Source organism: Zeimonas arvi (assembly GCF_008039575.1).
Taxonomy (GTDB): Bacteria; Pseudomonadota; Gammaproteobacteria; order Burkholderiales; family Burkholderiaceae_E; genus Zeimonas; species Zeimonas arvi.
This window is the reverse complement of the sequence record NZ_VDUY01000001.1, coordinates 741,156-757,743: the sequence shown is the minus strand read 5'-3', so window position 1 is coordinate 757,743 and position 16,588 is coordinate 741,156. Positions and strand designations below refer to the sequence as shown.

9 protein-coding genes are annotated in these 16,588 nt (G+C 72.8%); 7 read left to right on the top strand and 2 right to left on the bottom strand.

Translation table 11 applies throughout. The features are described from left to right. Nucleotides 1-5: 5 nt before the first annotated feature. Nucleotides 6-929, bottom strand: a complete 924-nt coding sequence (locus FHP08_RS03490) for a branched-chain amino acid transaminase (protein WP_147702889.1) — start codon at nucleotides 927-929, stop codon at nucleotides 6-8. Nucleotides 930-1,057: 128 nt separating this feature from the next. Between FHP08_RS03490 and FHP08_RS03485 the strand changes: the two genes are divergently transcribed. From FHP08_RS03485 to FHP08_RS03475, 3 genes are read left to right on the top strand one after another with little or no spacing between them, the layout of a single operon-like run. After that, nucleotides 1,058-2,284 carry an MFS transporter gene (locus tag FHP08_RS03485; protein WP_147702888.1) on the top strand — a complete coding sequence of 409 codons (1,227 nt, stop codon included), beginning with the start codon at nucleotides 1,058-1,060 and terminating at the stop codon, nucleotides 2,282-2,284. A gap of 10 nt (nucleotides 2,285-2,294) precedes the next feature. Then, nucleotides 2,295-3,044, top strand: coding sequence for an AzlC family ABC transporter permease (locus FHP08_RS03480; RefSeq protein ID WP_187272151.1), 750 nt, complete (start codon nucleotides 2,295-2,297; stop codon nucleotides 3,042-3,044). After that, nucleotides 3,041-3,385, top strand: coding sequence for an AzlD domain-containing protein (locus tag FHP08_RS03475; RefSeq protein ID WP_147702886.1), 345 nt, complete (start codon nucleotides 3,041-3,043; stop codon nucleotides 3,383-3,385). The genes FHP08_RS03480 and FHP08_RS03475 overlap by 4 nt, the downstream gene beginning before the upstream one ends. 6 nt (nucleotides 3,386-3,391) lie before the next feature. On the opposite strand, the gene glnE is transcribed toward FHP08_RS03475, so the two are convergent. Then, nucleotides 3,392-6,088, bottom strand: a complete 2,697-nt coding sequence (gene glnE / locus FHP08_RS03470) for a bifunctional [glutamate--ammonia ligase]-adenylyl-L-tyrosine phosphorylase/[glutamate--ammonia-ligase] adenylyltransferase (RefSeq protein WP_147702885.1) — start codon at nucleotides 6,086-6,088, stop codon at nucleotides 3,392-3,394. Between the two features lie 146 nt (nucleotides 6,089-6,234). Here glnE and FHP08_RS03465 point away from each other — a divergent pair, with 146 nt between their 5' ends. The 4 genes from FHP08_RS03465 to FHP08_RS03450 all read left to right on the top strand — a co-directional run bounded on the left by FHP08_RS03465 (nucleotide 6,235) and on the right by FHP08_RS03450 (nucleotide 16,561). Then, nucleotides 6,235-10,251, top strand: coding sequence for a YhdP family protein (locus tag FHP08_RS03465; RefSeq protein WP_187272150.1), 4,017 nt, complete (start codon nucleotides 6,235-6,237; stop codon nucleotides 10,249-10,251). 40 nt (nucleotides 10,252-10,291) lie between these two features. Next, nucleotides 10,292-11,152 (top strand): carbon-nitrogen hydrolase family protein, encoded by an 861-nt coding sequence (locus FHP08_RS03460; RefSeq protein WP_147702883.1) that lies wholly within the window; start codon nucleotides 10,292-10,294, stop codon nucleotides 11,150-11,152. Between the two features lie 86 nt (nucleotides 11,153-11,238). Then, nucleotides 11,239-12,699, top strand: a complete 1,461-nt coding sequence (gene tldD / locus FHP08_RS03455; RefSeq protein ID WP_147702882.1) for a metalloprotease TldD — start codon at nucleotides 11,239-11,241, stop codon at nucleotides 12,697-12,699. Continuing rightward, nucleotides 12,683-16,561, top strand: coding sequence for a DUF748 domain-containing protein (locus tag FHP08_RS03450; RefSeq protein WP_147702881.1), 3,879 nt, complete (start codon nucleotides 12,683-12,685; stop codon nucleotides 16,559-16,561). The genes tldD and FHP08_RS03450 overlap by 17 nt, the downstream gene beginning before the upstream one ends. Nucleotides 16,562-16,588: the final 27 nt, after the last annotated feature.

Here is a 16,588-nt window from a genome sequence, read left to right as displayed (position 1 = left end):
CTCCGTCAGACCGGCGCCAGCCAGCCGGCGTACTTCGGGTTGCGCCCGGCGACGATGTCGAAGAAGACGGTCTGCAGTTTCTCCGTGACCGGGCCGCGGCGGCCTTCGCCGATCGGGCGGTCGTCGAGCTCGCGGATCGGCGTGACCTCGGCGGCGGTGCCGGTGAAGAAGGCCTCGTCGGCGCAGTACATCTCGTCGCGGGTGATCCGCTTCTCGCGGACCTCGATGCCCAGGTCCTTCGCGATCTGGATCACCGAGTTGCGGGTGATTCCGTCGAGGCAGGAGGCCAGGTCGGGCGTGAACAGCACGCCGTCCTTCACGATGAAGACGTTCTCGCCGGCGCCCTCGGACACGTAGCCCTCGGTGTCGAGCAGCAGTGCCTCGTCGTAGCCGTGGGCGGTGACCTCCTGGTTGGCCAGGATCGAGTTGATGTAGTAGCCGCTGGCCTTGGCGCGGACCAGCGACACGTTGACGTGGTGCCGGCTGAAGGACGAGGTCTTGACGCGGATGCCCTTGGACAGGCCTTCCTCGCCCAGGTAGGCGCCCCAGGACCAGGCTGCGATCGCCACGTGGACCGTGTTGCCGCGCGGCGACACCCCCAGCTTCTCGGAGCCGATCCAGGCGATCGGGCGGATGTAGCAGGACTCGAGCTTGTTCGCCTTCACCACGTCCTTCTGCGCCTGCACGATCTCGTCGAACGAGTGCGGCAGCTTCATCTGGAAGATCTTGGCCGAGTTGAACAGTCGACGGGTGTGCTCGTTGAGCCGGAAGACCGCGGTGCTGCCCGAGTCGGTCCTGTAGGCGCGAACGCCCTCGAAGACGCCCATGCCGTAGTGCAGCGAGTGGGTCAGCACGTGGAGCTTGGCATCGCGCCAATCGACCATCTTGCCGTCGTACCAGATCAGACCGTCGCGGTCGGCCATCGACATGGAAATCTCTCCAGAGGGACTGTTTGGATGGTGCCGGACCGGGCCCGCGCGACGAGGCCGCGAGCTTCCGGAATTCCGGGTCAACTTGACATTTTATCCCCTGATGGCCGGGCGGCTAAACTTGACCGATGTTCGCCAATCTCCGCTTCCAGGTCGGCCTGCTTGCACTGATGCAGGCGCTGCTGCTGACCAACAACGTCACGCTGATCGCGGTCAACGGGCTGGCCGGCCTGCAGCTCGCCGACAACAAGCTGCTGGCCACCTTGCCGGTGACCGGCTACGTGCTGGGCGGCGCCTTCTGGGCGATGCCGGCCGCGAGCTTCATGCGCCGCTTCGGCCGGCGGGCCGGCTACACGGTCGGCTCGATCGTGGCCATGGCCGGCGCCGTCCTGGGCTGGTTCGCGCTCACCGTGGGCAGCCTCTGGCTGCTCTGCCTCGCCACCTTCGTCTGCGGGCTGTACAACGCCTTCGGCGCCAGCCTGCGCTTCGCCGCCGCCGACGTGGCCGACGCCTACCGGCCCGACTTCCGGGCGCGCGCGATCTCGCTGGTCATCACCGGCGGCATTGCGGGCGGCATCATCGGCCCCACGCTGTCGACCTGGTCGCGGACCTGGCTGCCGGCGCAGTTCGCGGGCACCTACCTGACCCTGGTCGCCTTTGCGCTCGCCTCGCTGCTGCTCGCGCAGTTGCTGCGCCTGCCGGTCGCCAGGCAGGCTGCGGCGGCCGGCGCCGATGCCGCCCGGCCGCTGGCCGAGATCCTGCGCCAGCCGGCCTGCTGGGTCGCGATCGTCTGCGCCGCCCTGGGCTACGGCGTGATGAACCTGCTGATGGTGGCCACGCCGCTGGCCATGGAGGTCTGCAGCCTGCCCTACGAGGAAGCCGCCTTCGTGATCTCCTGGCACGTGGTCGGCATGTTCGCGCCGGGGCTCTTCACCGGGGCGCTGATCGCGCGCTTCGGCGTGCTGCAGGTGATCGTGGCGGGCTGCCTGCTGATGCTGGCCTGCGTGGCGATCGCGCTGTCCGGCGTCGAGCTGATGCACTTCGTCTCGGCGCTGTTCCTGCTGGGCGTGGGCTGGAACTTCATGTACACCGGCGGCACCACGCTGTTGACCTCGGCCTACCGGCCCGCCGAGAAGAACCGGGTCCAGGGCTTCATGGACCTGTGCGTGTTCGGGGTGATGGTCACCTCGTCGGCCAGCTCCGGCGCGCTGCTGTTCGTGAACGGCTGGTCGATCCTGAATCTGCTGTCGCTGCCCGCGGTCGTCTTCGTGCTGGGCTCGGTGCTCTGGCTGGGCGCCCGAAAGGGCTGGCGCCTCGGCCGCGCCGCGCCGCCCGCGGCGCCTCGGCCGGCGTGAGCGGGGCGGCGTGAGCCGGGCGGGCCGGCGCGGCCCGTCGCCGGGCGTGGCGCGCCTGCGCCGCCAGCACCGGCGTCAGGCATTCCGGGCGGTGCTGCCCTCGGCCTTCGGCACCGGCAGCTGGGGACTGGTGACCGGCATCGCGATGATCCAGTCGGGGCTCACGCTGCCGCAGGCGCTGGGCATGTCGCTGCTGGTCTATTCGGGCACCACGCAGCTCGCCGCGATGCCGCTGATGGCGGCCGGCGCCTCGCAGGCGATGATCGCGCTCACCGCGATCCTCACCGGCCTGCGCTTCATCGTCTACAGCGCCTCGGTCTCGCGCGACATCGGTCGCTTGCCGCTGCGCAAGCGGCTGCTCTGGGGCTACCTGATGAGCGATTCCGGCATGGCGCTCTACCAGATGCGTCGCGCCCGCGAGACGCCGCCCCAGCGGATCTCGCTGTACATGGGCTACAACCTGCCGGTCTGGTTCGCCTGGCACCTGGGGTCGCTGGCCGGCATCGGCCTGGCCGCCGCCCTGCCGCCCGACCCGCGCTACGCCTGGCTGGGCATCCTCGCAATGCTGGTGATCACGGTGCCGATGATCTCCTCGCGGCCGGCGATCGGCGCGGCGGCGGCCAGCGCCTTCGTGGCGGTGATCGGCTGGCACTGGCCGTGGCGGCTGGGCATGTTCCTGGCGATCGTGGCCGGGGTGGCCGCGGCGCTGGCGATCGAGCGCTTCGCCGGCCGGCCGGATCCCGGAGTGCAGCCGCGATGACCGCGCCGATCTCGATCCCGGCCTTCGATGTCTGGACCACGATCCTGCTGCTCGCGCTGGTGATCGTGGGCCTGCGCAACACTTTCCTGGTGCTGCCGCGCGACTGGCAGCCGCGCGGCACCCTCGAACGGGCGCTGCGCTACGCGCCGCTGGCCGCGCTGGTGGCGCTGCTGGCCCCCGAGATCCTGCAGCCGATCCTGCGCGCGCCCGGCTTCGCCTGGGGCGGCTTCGTCGATCCGCGCGTGCTCTCGGCGGTCGCGGTGGCGGTGGTGAGCCGGTCCACGCGCAACGCGCTGGCCGCGCTGGTCTCGGGCGTGGCGGTGTTCTTCGTGCTGAGCTAGGGGCCTTCAGCCCGGGCGCAGGTCGGCGCCCAGCACCGCGCGCCACAACTGAGTGACCGCGGCGCGTTCGTCCTTCGCGTCGTCGGGCGGGATGCGCGCGTACTCGGCGTCGTCGAGCCGCAGCTTGTGCTGCAGCCGGCGGTAGCGGCGGTAGGCGTCGGCCACGGCGTCTGCCAGGCCGGCGTCGATCAGGCCAGCCCCGGCCGCCATCCCGAGCAGCGCGATGTTGCCGCGGTTCTCGAGCAGCGGCGGATGGTCGGCCGAGTGGGCCAGCACCAGGTACTGGACGATGAACTCGATGTCGACCATGCCGCCGAGATCGTGCTTCAGGTCGAAGAGCTCGCTGCGGTTGGGGTGGCCGTCGTGCATCTTGCGGCGCATCGCGACGACCTCCTCGCGCAGCTTCGCGAGGTCGCGGCGCCGGGCGAGCATGTCGCGGCGGATGGCCTCGAAGCGCTCGCCGATCGCGCGATCGCCGGCGCAGAAGCGGGCGCGGGTCAGCGCCTGGTGCTCCCAGGGCCAGGCCGAGTGGCGCTGGTAGGCCTCGAAGGCCGGCAGCGTGGAGACCAGCAGGCCGGCGGCGCCGTTGGGCCGCAACCGCAGGTCGATCTCGAAGAGCAGGCCGGCGGCGGTGCGCGTCGACAGCCAGCCGGACAGGCGCTGGGCGAGCAGCGCGTAGGCCTCGGGGGCGCGCTCGTCGTCGTCGTCGAACAGGAAGACCAGGTCCAGGTCCGAGGCGTAGCCGAGCTCCTTGCCGCCCAGCCGGCCATAGGCGATCGCGGCGAAGCGCGGCCGCTCGCGGAAGCGGTGGCGCAGCTGCGACCAGACGATGCCGATCGCCAGGTCGAGCACCCGGTCGGCCAGCTCGCTCAGGTGGTCGGACACCTTTTCCACGGTGAGGCGGCCCTCGAGATCCTGGACCATCAGCCGGAACACCTGGGCGTGGTGCGCCTCGCGCACGATGTCCATCTGGCGCTCGACGTCGGGCTGGTCGTCGATTCGCGCCGCGTCGACCCGCTGCGCGAGCTCGGCCGCCCAGGCGTCGTAGTCGGTGGGCTCGAGCAGCTCGCCGTCGAGCAGCTCGTCGAGCACCACCGGGTGGCGCATCAGGTAGTCGGCCGGCCACTTCGACCAGTCGAGGATGCGCAGCACCCGCTCGAAGGCCTCGGGGAACTGCGCGAGCAGCGCCACGTAGGCCGGCCGGCGGCAGACCGACTCGAGCAGATCCACCAGGCGGACCAGCCCCGAGTTGCCGCTGCCCAGGCGCACCGCGTCGGTCAGCAAGCGCTCGATGGCCTCGCGGGTGCTGGCCTTGGCGGCCGCGTAGCGCGGGCTGGCGCGCAGCGAGTCGAAGCGGCGGGCCACTTCGGGGTCGAGCTCGGCGGGGGTCGGCGCGCCCTCCCTGGGCGGCTCTTCCGCGGCGCCCGCGGCCGGCGAGAGCAGGCGATCGAAGATGGTTTCCACCGAGTCGGTGGCCTCGGCGATCGCGGCATCGAACTCGGCGGGCGACATCCGCAGCATCGCCGCCACGTCGGCGCGCACCGCCGGGTCCCTGGGCAGACGGTGGGTCTGAGCGTCGTCGCGGTACTGCAGCGCATGCTCGGTCCGGCGCAGCAGCCGGTAGGCCCGGTCCAGCGTGGCCGCCTCGTCGGCCGGCAGCAGGCCGCGCTCGGCCAGCGCGGCCAGCGTGACCCGGGTGCCGCGGTCGCGCAGGCCGGGGTCGCGGCCGCCGCGAACCACCTGGAAGAGCTGGGCGGTGAACTCGATCTCGCGGATCCCGCCGCGGCCCAGCTTGACGTCGGAGGCCTCGGGGTCGCGGGCCGCGCGCTTGGCGACCTCCTGGCGGATCAGCCGGTGCAGGTCGCGCAGCGCGGCGAAGGCCTCGTAGTCCATGTAGCGCCGGAACACGAAGGGATCGACGATCCGCTCGAGCGCCTGCTCGTCGGCGGCCCGGGCCTCGGCGCCGGCCACGCCGGAGTCGGCGATCACCCGGCCCTTGAGCCAGGCGAAGCGCTCCCACTCGCGGCCCTGCGCGTAGAAGTAGGTCTCGAGCATGCCGAAGGGAACGACCAGCGGGCCCGAATCGCCGTTGGGGCGCAACCGGGTGTCCACCCGGAACACGAACCCGTCTGCGGTGAGCTCGGAGAGTGCGGCGATCGTGCGCCGAGCCAGCCTGTGCATCCACTCGCTGTTGGCGATGCGGCCCGCGCCCTCGACGCCCTCGGTCTCGCCCTCGGCGCGAAAGACGAAGACCAGGTCGAGGTCGGAGGACACGTTCAGCTCGTTGCCGCCGGCCTTGCCCATGCCGACCGCGAGCAGGTCCTGGGGCCGGCCCTCGCCGTCCAGCGGCCGGCCGTGCCGGGCGAGCAGCGTGGCCGCCGCGTCGCGCATCGCGTGACCGGTGGCCACGCCGGCGAAGGCGGTCATCGCGCTGCAGACCTCGTCGAGGCTGGCGGCGCCGCGCAGGTCGCGCTCGATCAGGCCGAGCATCAGCCACTGCCGCGCCCGGCGCAGGGCGGTCTCGATCGGCAAGTCCGCGCCGGCCAGCTCGGCGGCCAGCAGGCGGTCGATCGCGGCAGCGTCGAGCGGCGCGCCGATCAGGGCCTCGAGGCGGTCCGCGGCGGCCCGCTCGCCGAGCCTCGCGCCCAGCGAGACCAGCGAGCGCCTGAAGTAGCTGGAGAGGCCTTCCGCTTCGAATCGCATGATCGACCGCAACTTCCTTGTGTCGGCGGCGCCGGCGACGCCGGTTCCGGCCGGTTATGCTAGCGGACAGGCGTCTCGTCCCCGGAGGAGACCGCCGTTCCGTTCGCCCATTGTCGCAAAACCGGCCGCAGCCACCGACCGACCCCGTGAGTTCCTCCGCCTCGTCCGAACGTGTACCGGCCGGCACCCGGCTGCTTCGCGCGCTGGCCTGGCTGCTGGTCATCGCCTACTTCGTGGCCGGGCTCGGCTATCTCGCGCTGCGCTACCTGGTCTGGCCGAATACGGCGCTGTGGCTGCCGCAGGTCGAACGCGTGCTCGCCGAGTCGGTCGGCAGGCCCTTGAAGATCGGCGCGGTGCGCGCCGGTTTCGACGGGTTGCGGCCTTCCCTCGACGTGGACGGCGTGACGGTGCTCGACGCCAGCGGCGAGCCGGCCTTCTCGGTCGATCGGATCCACGCGGCGCTGTCGCTCGGCAGCCTGGCGGCCGGGCAGGTCCGCTTCGCGCGGCTCGAGGTGCAGGCGCCGTCGCTGCGCGTCGAGCGGCTCGCCCCCGGCCGCTTCATCGTGGGCGGCATCGAGCTCGACCTGGCCGACGCCGGGAAGGTCGGAAGCGGCGCAGGCGGCGCGGACTGGCTGTTCGCGCAGCGCCTGGTCGCCCTGCGCGGCGTCGACCTGGAGTGGATCGATCGGGTCTCCGGCCGCGTGCTCGAGCTGGCGGGCGCGGACCTGGTGCTGGGCGCCGTCGGGCGGCGGCACCGCTTGTCGCTCAAGGTCGCGCAGGTCCCGGGCCTGGGCAGCGGCGTCGACGCGGCGATCGAGCTGCATCGCCCGGCCTTCGCGCCGCTCGCAGAGTGGCGCCGCTGGACGGGCGAGTTGCACCTGGCGGTGGCGCAGGTGGAACTGCCTGCCGTGAGCGCGCTTGCGCGCGACTTGCGCCTGGGCGCCCTCGTGCGCGAGCAGCGCGCCGGCGAAACGACGGACGCGCCGCCGCCGAGCGTGGAATTCGGCCGAGGCAGGGCCGCGGCCCGCCTCTGGACCCGCTTCGAGGGGGGCGCCCCGGTCGACGCCTTGCTCAAGCTCTCCGCGGTCGACGCCGAGCTCGCGCTCGCCGACGGCCCGCTCCCGATCGCCGGCCTCGATCTCGAGGCCGAGCTGAGCCGCGAGCGCACTGGCGAGTCGCTGCTGCGCTTGCGCCGGCTGGAGGCGGTCGTCGAGGACGGGCTGGTGCTCAGGGCCTTGCCGGATGCGATGCAGGCGCTTCGTTTCGATGCCGAGGCGGGCCTGCAGGGCGGCGAGCTCGCGTTCGATCGCTTCGACGCGGGCAAGCTGCTCGCGCTCGCGCAGCGCCTGCCCGGGCCCGATGCGCTGCGCGATCGGCTGGCGGCGATCCGCGCCGACGGCGTGGTCGAGCGGCTGGACCTCGCCTGGCGCGGCGCGCCGCTGCGCTACGCGATCGAGGCCCGCTTCGAGGGCCTGTCCCTCGCGCGCGAGGCCCCGGCTCCCGCGCCGGGCGAACTGGGGCTGCCTTCGTTCAGGAATCTGTCGGGTTCGGTGAGCTTCAACGAGGCCGGCGGCCGGCTCAATGCCGCCGGCCGCACGGCGGTGCTGGTCTTTCCGGGCCTGTTCGCCGAGCCGGCGATCCCGCTCGAGGCCATCGACGCGCGCGTGTCCTGGCGCATGCTGCCGGCGCAGGGCGGCTCGCCGGCTCCCGTGGAGGTCGACATCGAGCAGATGCGCTTCGCGGCGGCCGATGCCGCGGGCGAGACCTCGGGCCGCTACACCAGCGGCGGCAAGGGCCTGGGCGTGGTCGACCTGAGCGGCAGCCTGAGCCGCGCCGACGCGACCCGGGTGGCGCGCTACCTGCCGCTCGAGATCTCCGCGGACGTGCGCAACTGGGTGTCGCGGGCGATCCGCGCGGGCCGCTCCGACGACGTGCGCTTCGTGCTGCGCGGGGACCTGCGCGACTTCCCGTACCGCACGCCGGGCACCGGCCTGTTCCGGATCGAGGCGGCACTGCGCGACGCCACGCTGGCCTATGCCCCGGGCTGGCCGGCGATCGAGAAGATCCGCGGCCGCCTGCTTTTCGAGGGCGCGGGCATGGACATCGACGCGCAGTCCGGCCAGATCTGGGGCGTGACGCTGGGTCGCACCCGGGCCACGATCGCCGAGTATCGCGAGGCGCTGCTGCGTATCGAAGGCAGCGGCGACGGACCGGCGCAGGACATGCTTCGCTTCATCGACGAGAGCCCGCTGCGCAACCGGATCGGCGACTTCAGCCGCGGCATCGACGTGAAGGGCTCGGCCGGGCTCCGGCTCAATCTCGACATTCCGCTCGACGAGGTCGAGGCCACCCGGGTCGCGGGCAGCGTGCAGTTTGACGGCAACGACCTGGTCCTCGACACCGCGATCCCTCCGTTCTCGCGCGTGGCCGGCACACTGGCCTTCACCGAGGACTCGCTCGCGTTGCGGGGCATGAGCGGGGTCTTCCTGGGCGGCGCGGTGCGGGTCGACGGCGAGACGACCGAGGCGGGCCGCCTGGCCCTGCGCGCGAGCGGGCGGGCCGCGGCCGACGGCATCCGCCGGCTGGCCGACAACCCGCTGACCCGCGCGCTGGACGGCGCGACCGATTGGCGCGCCGACATCGACGTGCGCGGCCAGGTGCCGGCCATGGTCATCGAGTCCGATCTCGCCGGCCTGTCGACGCGTCTGCCCGCGCCCTTCGCCAAGCAGGCCGACGAGCGCTGGCCCCTGCGGATCGAGACCGTGCCGGCGCGCGCCGCCAATGGCGAGGGCCCGGGCGCACGGCGCGACACGCTGAGCATCGCGATGCGCGACGACGTACGCCTGGTGTTCGATCGCGAGCGCGACCCGGCCTCGGGTTCGATGAAGGTGCGCCGCGGCGTGTTCGCGCTGACCGCCGAGCCGCTGATGCCGGCCTCCGGATTCGCGGTGCGGCTGCAGGCGCCGCGCGTGGACATCGACGCCTGGGCTGCGGTTCTCGGCCCGGCGCTGGAGGGCGAGTCGACCGAGTCCGGGCAGGCCTTCTCGCTGCTGCCGAGCGAGTTGTCCCTGGTCGCGCAGGAGCTGCGGCTGGCCGGCAAGGATCTGAGCGAGGTCGTGGTCGGGGCGACCCGCAGCGGCGGTTTCTGGCGCGCCAACGTCCATTCGCGCCAGGTGGATGGTTTCTTCACCTGGCGGGCCGCGCTGCCCGGCCAGCAGATCGGCACGCTGACCGCCCGCTTCGGCCGGCTAGAGATTCCGCGCGCCCGCGGCGACGAGGTCGCATCGTTGCTGGACAGTCCGCCGGAGCGGCTGCCCGCGCTGGACATCGCGGCCGACGAGTTCGTGCTCAGCGGGCGCCGGCTGGGGCGGCTCGCCCTGCGTGCGGTGAATGCCGGCGGCGCGGCCGCGCCCGTCTGGCGGGTCGAGACCCTGAGCGTGGCCAACGAGGCGGCGACGCTGCGCGCCCAGGGCGACTGGCGCTCGCCGCGCGGCGGCGAACCCCGCGGCATGGCGCTCGATTTCGAGCTCAACGTCGACGATGCGGGCCGGCTGCTCGATGTCTACGGCTATCGCGACACGATGCGCGCCGGCGCCGGCAGCCTGGCGGGGCGCATCGCCTGGACCGGTTCGCCGTTCGCGATCGACTATCCTTCGCTTAACGGCCAGTTGTCGCTGAAGCTCGGCAAGGGCCAGTTCCTGAAGACCGATCCCGGCATCGCGAAGCTGATCGGGGTGCTCAACCTGCAATCGCTCAGGCGGCGGCTCGCCTTCGACTTCCGCGACCTGTTCGCCGAGGGCTTCGCCTTCGACGAGGTTGCGGGCAGCGCGAAGGTTTCGAAAGGGGTCGCGCAGACCGACGACTTCACGATGAAGGGCGTGACCGCCCAGGTGAAGATCACCGGGCAGGCGGACCTGTCCGCCGAGACCCAGGACCTGGTCGTCGAGGTGCGGCCCGAGCTCAACGCCGGCCTCGCGTCGCTGGCCTACGCGGCGCTGGCCAACCCGGCGATCGGGCTGGGGACCTTTCTCGCGCAGTGGCTGCTGCGCGAGCCGCTCAAGGACATCTTCGCCTGGCAGTACGAGGTGAAGGGTTCCTGGGCGGACCCGGTGGTCACGACGAAGTCGCGGCCGCAGGTCGAGGCGCCGCCGCCCGGCAATTGAGCGACGCGGTTCCCCGCACTCCAGGACAGGAAGCAAGGCGATGACGACAGGACAGACGACAGGCGGCGCGGGCCCGGCGCAGGCGGCGGCCGCATTGCGCGTGGCGGCCGTGCAGACGGTGTCGGCGGCCACCGTGGACACCAGCCTTGCCGCGGTCGAGCCGCTGATCGCCCGGGCGGCGCAGTCCGGCGCGCGGCTGGTCGCGCTGCCCGAGTACTTCGCGCTGCTGGGGCGAAGCGATCGCGACAAGCTGGCCATCCGCGAGCCCGATGGCGACGGCCCGCTCCAGGCCTTCCTGTCGGAACAGGCGCGCCGGCACCGGATCTGGCTGGTCGGAGGCACCGTGCCCCTCGCCTCGCACCGGCCGGGCAAGGTCTGGAACGCCTCGCTGGTCTACGGGCCGGACGGATCGCGGGTCGCGCGCTACGACAAGATCCACCTCTTCGGGCTGCGGCACGGCGAGGAGCGCTTCGACGAGGCGGCCACGATCGAGCCCGGCCGCACGCCGACCGTGCTCGACATCGACGAAGGCGGCCGGCGCTGGCGCGTCGGCCTGAGCGTCTGCTACGACCTGCGCTTTCCGGAGCTCTACCGCGCGCTCTCGCCGGTGGACCTGTTGCTGGTGCCGTCTGCCTTCACCTTCACCACCGGCAGCGCGCACTGGGAGACCCTGCTGCGCGCCCGCGCGATCGAGAACCAGTGCTACGTCCTGGCGCCCGCCCAGGGCGGGCTGCACGAGAACGGCCGGCGCACCTGGGGACACACGATGCTGGTCGATCCCTGGGGCGAAGTGCTGCAGGTGCAGCCCGAGGGCGAGGGCGTCGTGGTGGGCGACGTCGTGCGCGAGCGGATCGACAAGGTGCGCGCCACGCTGCCGGCGCTTGGCCACCGGGTCCTGTGAGCCACGGGAAGCCGTGAGCCGCCGAGCCCGCCCGGGCGGTGGTGCCATGCCTGCCGTCGTCCGGCCGCTCGGGTAGGATGAAGGCCATGAAACCGATCGACACCTCCATCGAACATCTGGCGATCGCCCGCCGGTTGCTGCTCGAGCCGGCCGGACTCGACGAGGGCCACCTGACCGGCGCGCTGGCCGAGATCTTCCGGCACCGGGTCGACTACGCCGATCTCTACTTCCAGTTCACCCGCAACGAGGGCTGGAGCCTCGAGGAAGGCATCGTCAAGTCGGGCAGCTTCTCGATCGACCGCGGCGTCGGTGTCCGCGCCGTGTCGGGCGACAAGACCGCCTTCGCCTACTCCGACGACATCACCGGGCCCGCGCTGCTCTCGGCGGCACGCGCCACCCGCACGATCGCGCGCAGCGGCGCCGGTCGCCTCAAGGTGGCCGCCACGCTGAACCCGGCCCGCGGGCGCATGCTCTACCCGGCCGACGACCCCATCGCCAGCTACGAGGCCGCGATGAAGGTCGAGATGCTTGGCCGCGTGGAGAAGCTCGCGCGCGCGCGCGACCCGCGCATCACCCAGGTCATGGCCGGGTTGGCCGCCGAGTACGACGTCGTGCTGGTGGCTCGATCCGACGGCCTGATCGCTGCCGACGTGCGGCCGCTGGTGCGGCTGTCCGTCACGGTGATCGCCGAGCAGGGCGGCCGCCGCGAGCAGGGCCACGGCGGCGGCGGCGGGCGCTTCGACCTGTCCTACTTCGACGACGCCGTCATCGCGCGCTACGTGGACGACGCGGTGCACGCGGCGCTGACCAACCTGGAGTCGCGCCCGGCGCCGGCCGGCACGATGACCGTGGTGCTCGGCCCGGGTTGGCCCGGCATCCTGCTGCACGAGGCGGTGGGCCACGGCCTCGAGGGCGACTTCAATCGCAAAGGCTCCTCGGTGTTCTCGGGCCGCATCGGCGAGCGGGTGGCAGCCCGGGGCGTCACCGTGGTCGACGACGGCACCATTCCCGATCGGCGCGGCTCGCTGAACATCGACGACGAAGGCAACGCCACGCAGCGCAACGTGCTGATCGAGGACGGCATCCTGCGCGGCTACATGCAGGATTCGCTGAACGCCCGGCTGATGAAGGTGCCGGCCACCGGCAACGGCCGGCGCGAGTCCTTCGCGCACCTGCCGATGCCGCGCATGACCAACACGCTGATGCTCAACGGCGACCGCGATCCGGCCGAGATCGTCGCGTCGATCGACCGCGGGCTCTACGCGGTGAACTTCGGCGGCGGCCAGGTCGACATCACCAACGGCAAGTTCGTGTTCTCGGCCTCCGAGGCCTGGTGGGTCGAGAACGGCAAGCTGCAGTACCCCGTCAAGGGCGCCACCATCATCGGCAACGGTCCGGATGCGCTGACCCGCGTCACCATGATCGGCAACGACATGAGCATGGATCCGGGCGTGGGCGTCTGCGGGAAGGACGGCCAGAGCGTGCCGGTCGGCGTGGGCCAGCCCACGCTGCGGATCGAGGGGCTCACCGTTGGCGGCACCGCCTGACGGCAAGCCCGGGCCGGCCGCCGCGCCGGCGTCGCCCGTCGGCGAAGGGGCCTCCTCGGCCGAGCCTCCGGCAGCGCCCGCTCGCCGCGGCTGGCTGCGCAGCCGCTGGTTCAGGGCGCTGGCGATCGTCGTGGCGCTCGTCGCGCTCTGGGGCATCGTGCTGCGCTTCGTCGCGCCGGGCCTGCTGCGCGACGCCATCGCCAGCCAGCTGGCCGAGCTGACCGGGCGGCCAGCCAGCGTCGAACGAATCGAGATCGAGCCCTATGCGCTGGTCTTCCGCCTGCACGGGCTGACGGTGGGCGAGCAGAGCGACGGCAGCGCCGGCGGCCCGGCCCGCAGTCATGCCCGGCTGGCCTTGCTGGAGGCCGACCTGTCCTGGCGTTCGCTCCGGCGCCTCGCGCCGGTGCTGGAGCGCCTGAAGCTCGCCGAGCCCGCGGTGTTCGTGGCGCGCGATGCCGAGGGTGTCTACGACGGCGCCGACATCGTCGAGCGGCTCGGCGCCCGCGGGCCCGAGGCGCCGCAGGAAGACGCCGGGCCTTTCCGCTTTTCGGTGGCGAACATCGAGCTCTCCGGTGGCAGCGTGGGCCTGGACGATCGCAAGCTCGATGCCCGCCACGCGGTGACCGACATCGGCCTGCGCGTACCTTTCGCGTCGAGCCTGCCGGTGGACCAGGCGATCGAGGTCGAGCCGGGCTTCGAGGCCACGCTCGATGGTGCGCCGATCCGCGCCCGCGGCCGGATGCTGCCGTTCGCGGCAGAACCCACCGGCGAGCTGCAGGTCTCGCTCCAGTCCTTCGACCTGACCCGGCTGCTGCCGCATCTGCCCGAACCGCTGCCGGTGAAGCTGGTGTCCGCCGAGCTGGCCAGCGAGCTCACCCTGGGCTTCCGGGCGCCCGAGTCGGCGCCGGCGGCGGTCACGGTGCGCGGCAGCGGATCGCTGGGCGGCGTGGAGCTGCGGCAGCCCGACGACCGGCCGCTGCTGAAGCTGCCCGCGGCCGAGGCCACCGGCATCGACTTCGACCTGATCGCGTCGCGGCTGTCGATCGACCGGCTGGCGGTGTCGCGGCCGGAGATCGCGATCGGGCGGCGCAGCGGCGAGGCGCGTTTCCTCGACCCGGTCCTCTCGGCGCTCGAGCGGCGGGCCGCACAGGGCGCGACCGCCGCCGACGGGAGCGGCTTCGCCTGGTCAATCGCCACGATCGCCATCGACCATGGGCGGCTGGCCTTCGACGACCAGGCCTTCACGCCGCAGCCGCTGCGGGTCGCGCTTGCGCCCTTCGACATCGCGCTGGACGGCTTCGGGCTGCCGCAGCAGCAGCCGGCGCAGCTGAAGTTTTCGGGCCGGACCGCCGACGGCGAGGTCCTGGCCGCGAACGCGAAGCTCAGTATCGCGCCGTTCGCGATGGACGGCGAGGCTTCGCTCGACGAGATTTCGGTCGCACGCTGGGCCTGGCTCGCCGGCCCGGCGCTCGCGCTGAAAGTGCGCGAGGGCAAGCTGGCGGTTTCGACGCGTTACCGGGTCCGGTCCGGCCAGGCGACGGAAGGGGGTGGGAACGCGGGCGCGAAGCCGGAGGCGGGCGCAAGCCAGGCCGAGGCGATCGGCTGGCAGCTGAACGACGGGCGCCTGCGCGTGGATTCGCTGGTCCTGGCCGACGCCGCCCGCGAGGTGGCGCGCATCGGCAAGCTCGAGGTCCAGGGCGTCGGCGTGGACCCGGGCAAGCGCCGGGTGACCCTCGACTCGGCGCTGCTCGACGGCGGCAAGCTGGCGCTCAGGCGCGATGCCCGCGGCGCGCTCGATGCGGCCGGCTGGTGGCGCGACGGTGGGGCGGGCGAAGCCGGGAGGTCCGCCTCGGCAGGTTCGGCCGACGCCGGCAGGCAGGGCAGGGGCGCCGCTCGGGACGGGCGCGACGATGCCGCCTGGCAGGCCACGATCGGCAAGCTTGCGGTCACGGGCGCCGAGGTCGAGCTCGCCTATGCGCCGGCGGGTGGCCAGCGGCACCCGCCGCTTCGCCTGGGCGGCATTGCGATCGAGGCGCAGGGCCTTGCCACCGACGGGACTTCGCCCGTGCCGGTGTCGGTCGCGGTGCGCGTCGACAAGGGCGGGCGGCTGTCCGCCCGCGGAACCGTGGTGCCGACCACGGGCGCGCTCGCGCTGGCGCTGCAGGCCCGCGCGCTGCCGATTCCGGCGGCCCAGGCCTGGCTGCCGCCCGCGGTCAACGCGAATCTGGTCTCGGGCGCCTTGTCGGCCGACGGCAAGCTTCAGCTCGACTTCGGCGCCGATGGCGCGCCGCGCGGCCAGTGGCAGGGCGCTGTCTCGGTGGCCGACCTGAATGCGCGGCTCAAGGGCGAGGCCGCGGCCGCCATCCCCGCCGAGATGGTCCGGGAGGGCGCCGACCCGGCAGACCTGCTCGGCTGGAAGTCGCTCCGCCTCTCGTCCACCAGGGTGACGCTTTCGCCCTTGTTCGTCGATCTCGGCGACATCGAGATCGACGGCTTGCGGTCCCGGCTGGTCATCCAGCCCAACGGCCGCTTCAACCTGCAAGACGTGGTCGACCGCGAGGGCGGCGGGGCGCCCGGGGGCGATGCGCCCGGCGCCGCGGCGGCAGGCGGCACGGCAGCCGCCGGCGACGCGCCGCGCGCCGACGACGGTCCGCCGATGGGCGGGGCCGATGCCGCGCCCGCGCGCAGCGCTGCGCTGCCCAAGACCGATCCGCCGCCGCTGCGCATCGGCCGCATCCAGGTGGCCGACAGCAACATCGATTTCAGCGACTACTTCATCAAGCCCAACTACTCGGCCAACCTGACCGGCCTGCGGGGGTCGGTCGGCGAGATGCGCGCCGGCCAGCCGGCCGAGCTGTCGCTCGACGGGCGCATCGACAACACCGGCTCGGTGAAGATCGCCGGCCGCATCGATCCGATCGGCGAGCCGCTCTTTCTCGACGTGCGCGCCGACGCCCACGACATCGACCTGCCGGCGCTCTCGCCCTATTCGGGCAAGTACGTCGGCTACGGCATCCAGAAGGGCAAGCTGTCGGCCAGCGTCGAGTACCGGGTCGAGTCCGGCCAGCTCACCGCCCAGAACAAGATCGTGCTCGACCAGCTGAGCTTCGGCGAGCCGGTCGACAGCCCCGACGCGCTGAAGCTGCCGGTGCTGTTCGCGGTGTCGCTGCTCAAGGACCGCAACGGCGTCATCGACGTGCAGCTGCCGATCAGCGGCTCGCTCGACGACCCGCAGTTCAGCGTGGCCGGCATCGTGCTGCGCATCATCGGCAACCTGATCGTCAAGGCGGTCACTGCGCCGTTCTCGCTGATCGCCGGGCTGGTGGGCGGCGCGGGCGAGGAGCTGTCCACGCTGGACTTCGCGCCTGCCGACGTGGCGCTCGGCGACAAGGCGCGCGAGCGGCTGGGCTCGCTGGCCAAGGCGCTGGCCGAGCGGCCGGGCCTGAAGCTCGACATCGCCGGGCGCGCCACTGCCGTCGACCGGATGGCGATGCAGCAGGCGCAGCTCGAGGCGCGGCTCAAGCGCATCCGCAAGGCCCTGGACGGCACCGACGAGAAGCAGCCGATCACCGAGACCCAGCGGCCCGTGCTGCTGGCGCAGGCCTGGCTGATGGGGCGCGTGCCGGCCCCGGCCGAGAAAGACCGACCGCCGGCCTACAGGATGCAGCAGGAGCTGGTCGCCGCGGTGGCGCTTCCCGACGGCGCCTTGCGCGAGCTGGCCAACCGGCGGGCGCAGGCCGCCAAGGACTGGCTGGCCGGGGCGGGCAAGGTCGACCCGGGGCGCCTGTTCGTGACCGCGCCGACGTCGACCGGGGAGGCCGAGGACAGGCCGGCGGTCGGCGTCGAGATGACCCTGAAGTGACCGACTGGCGCGCCCCGACTTGCGCGG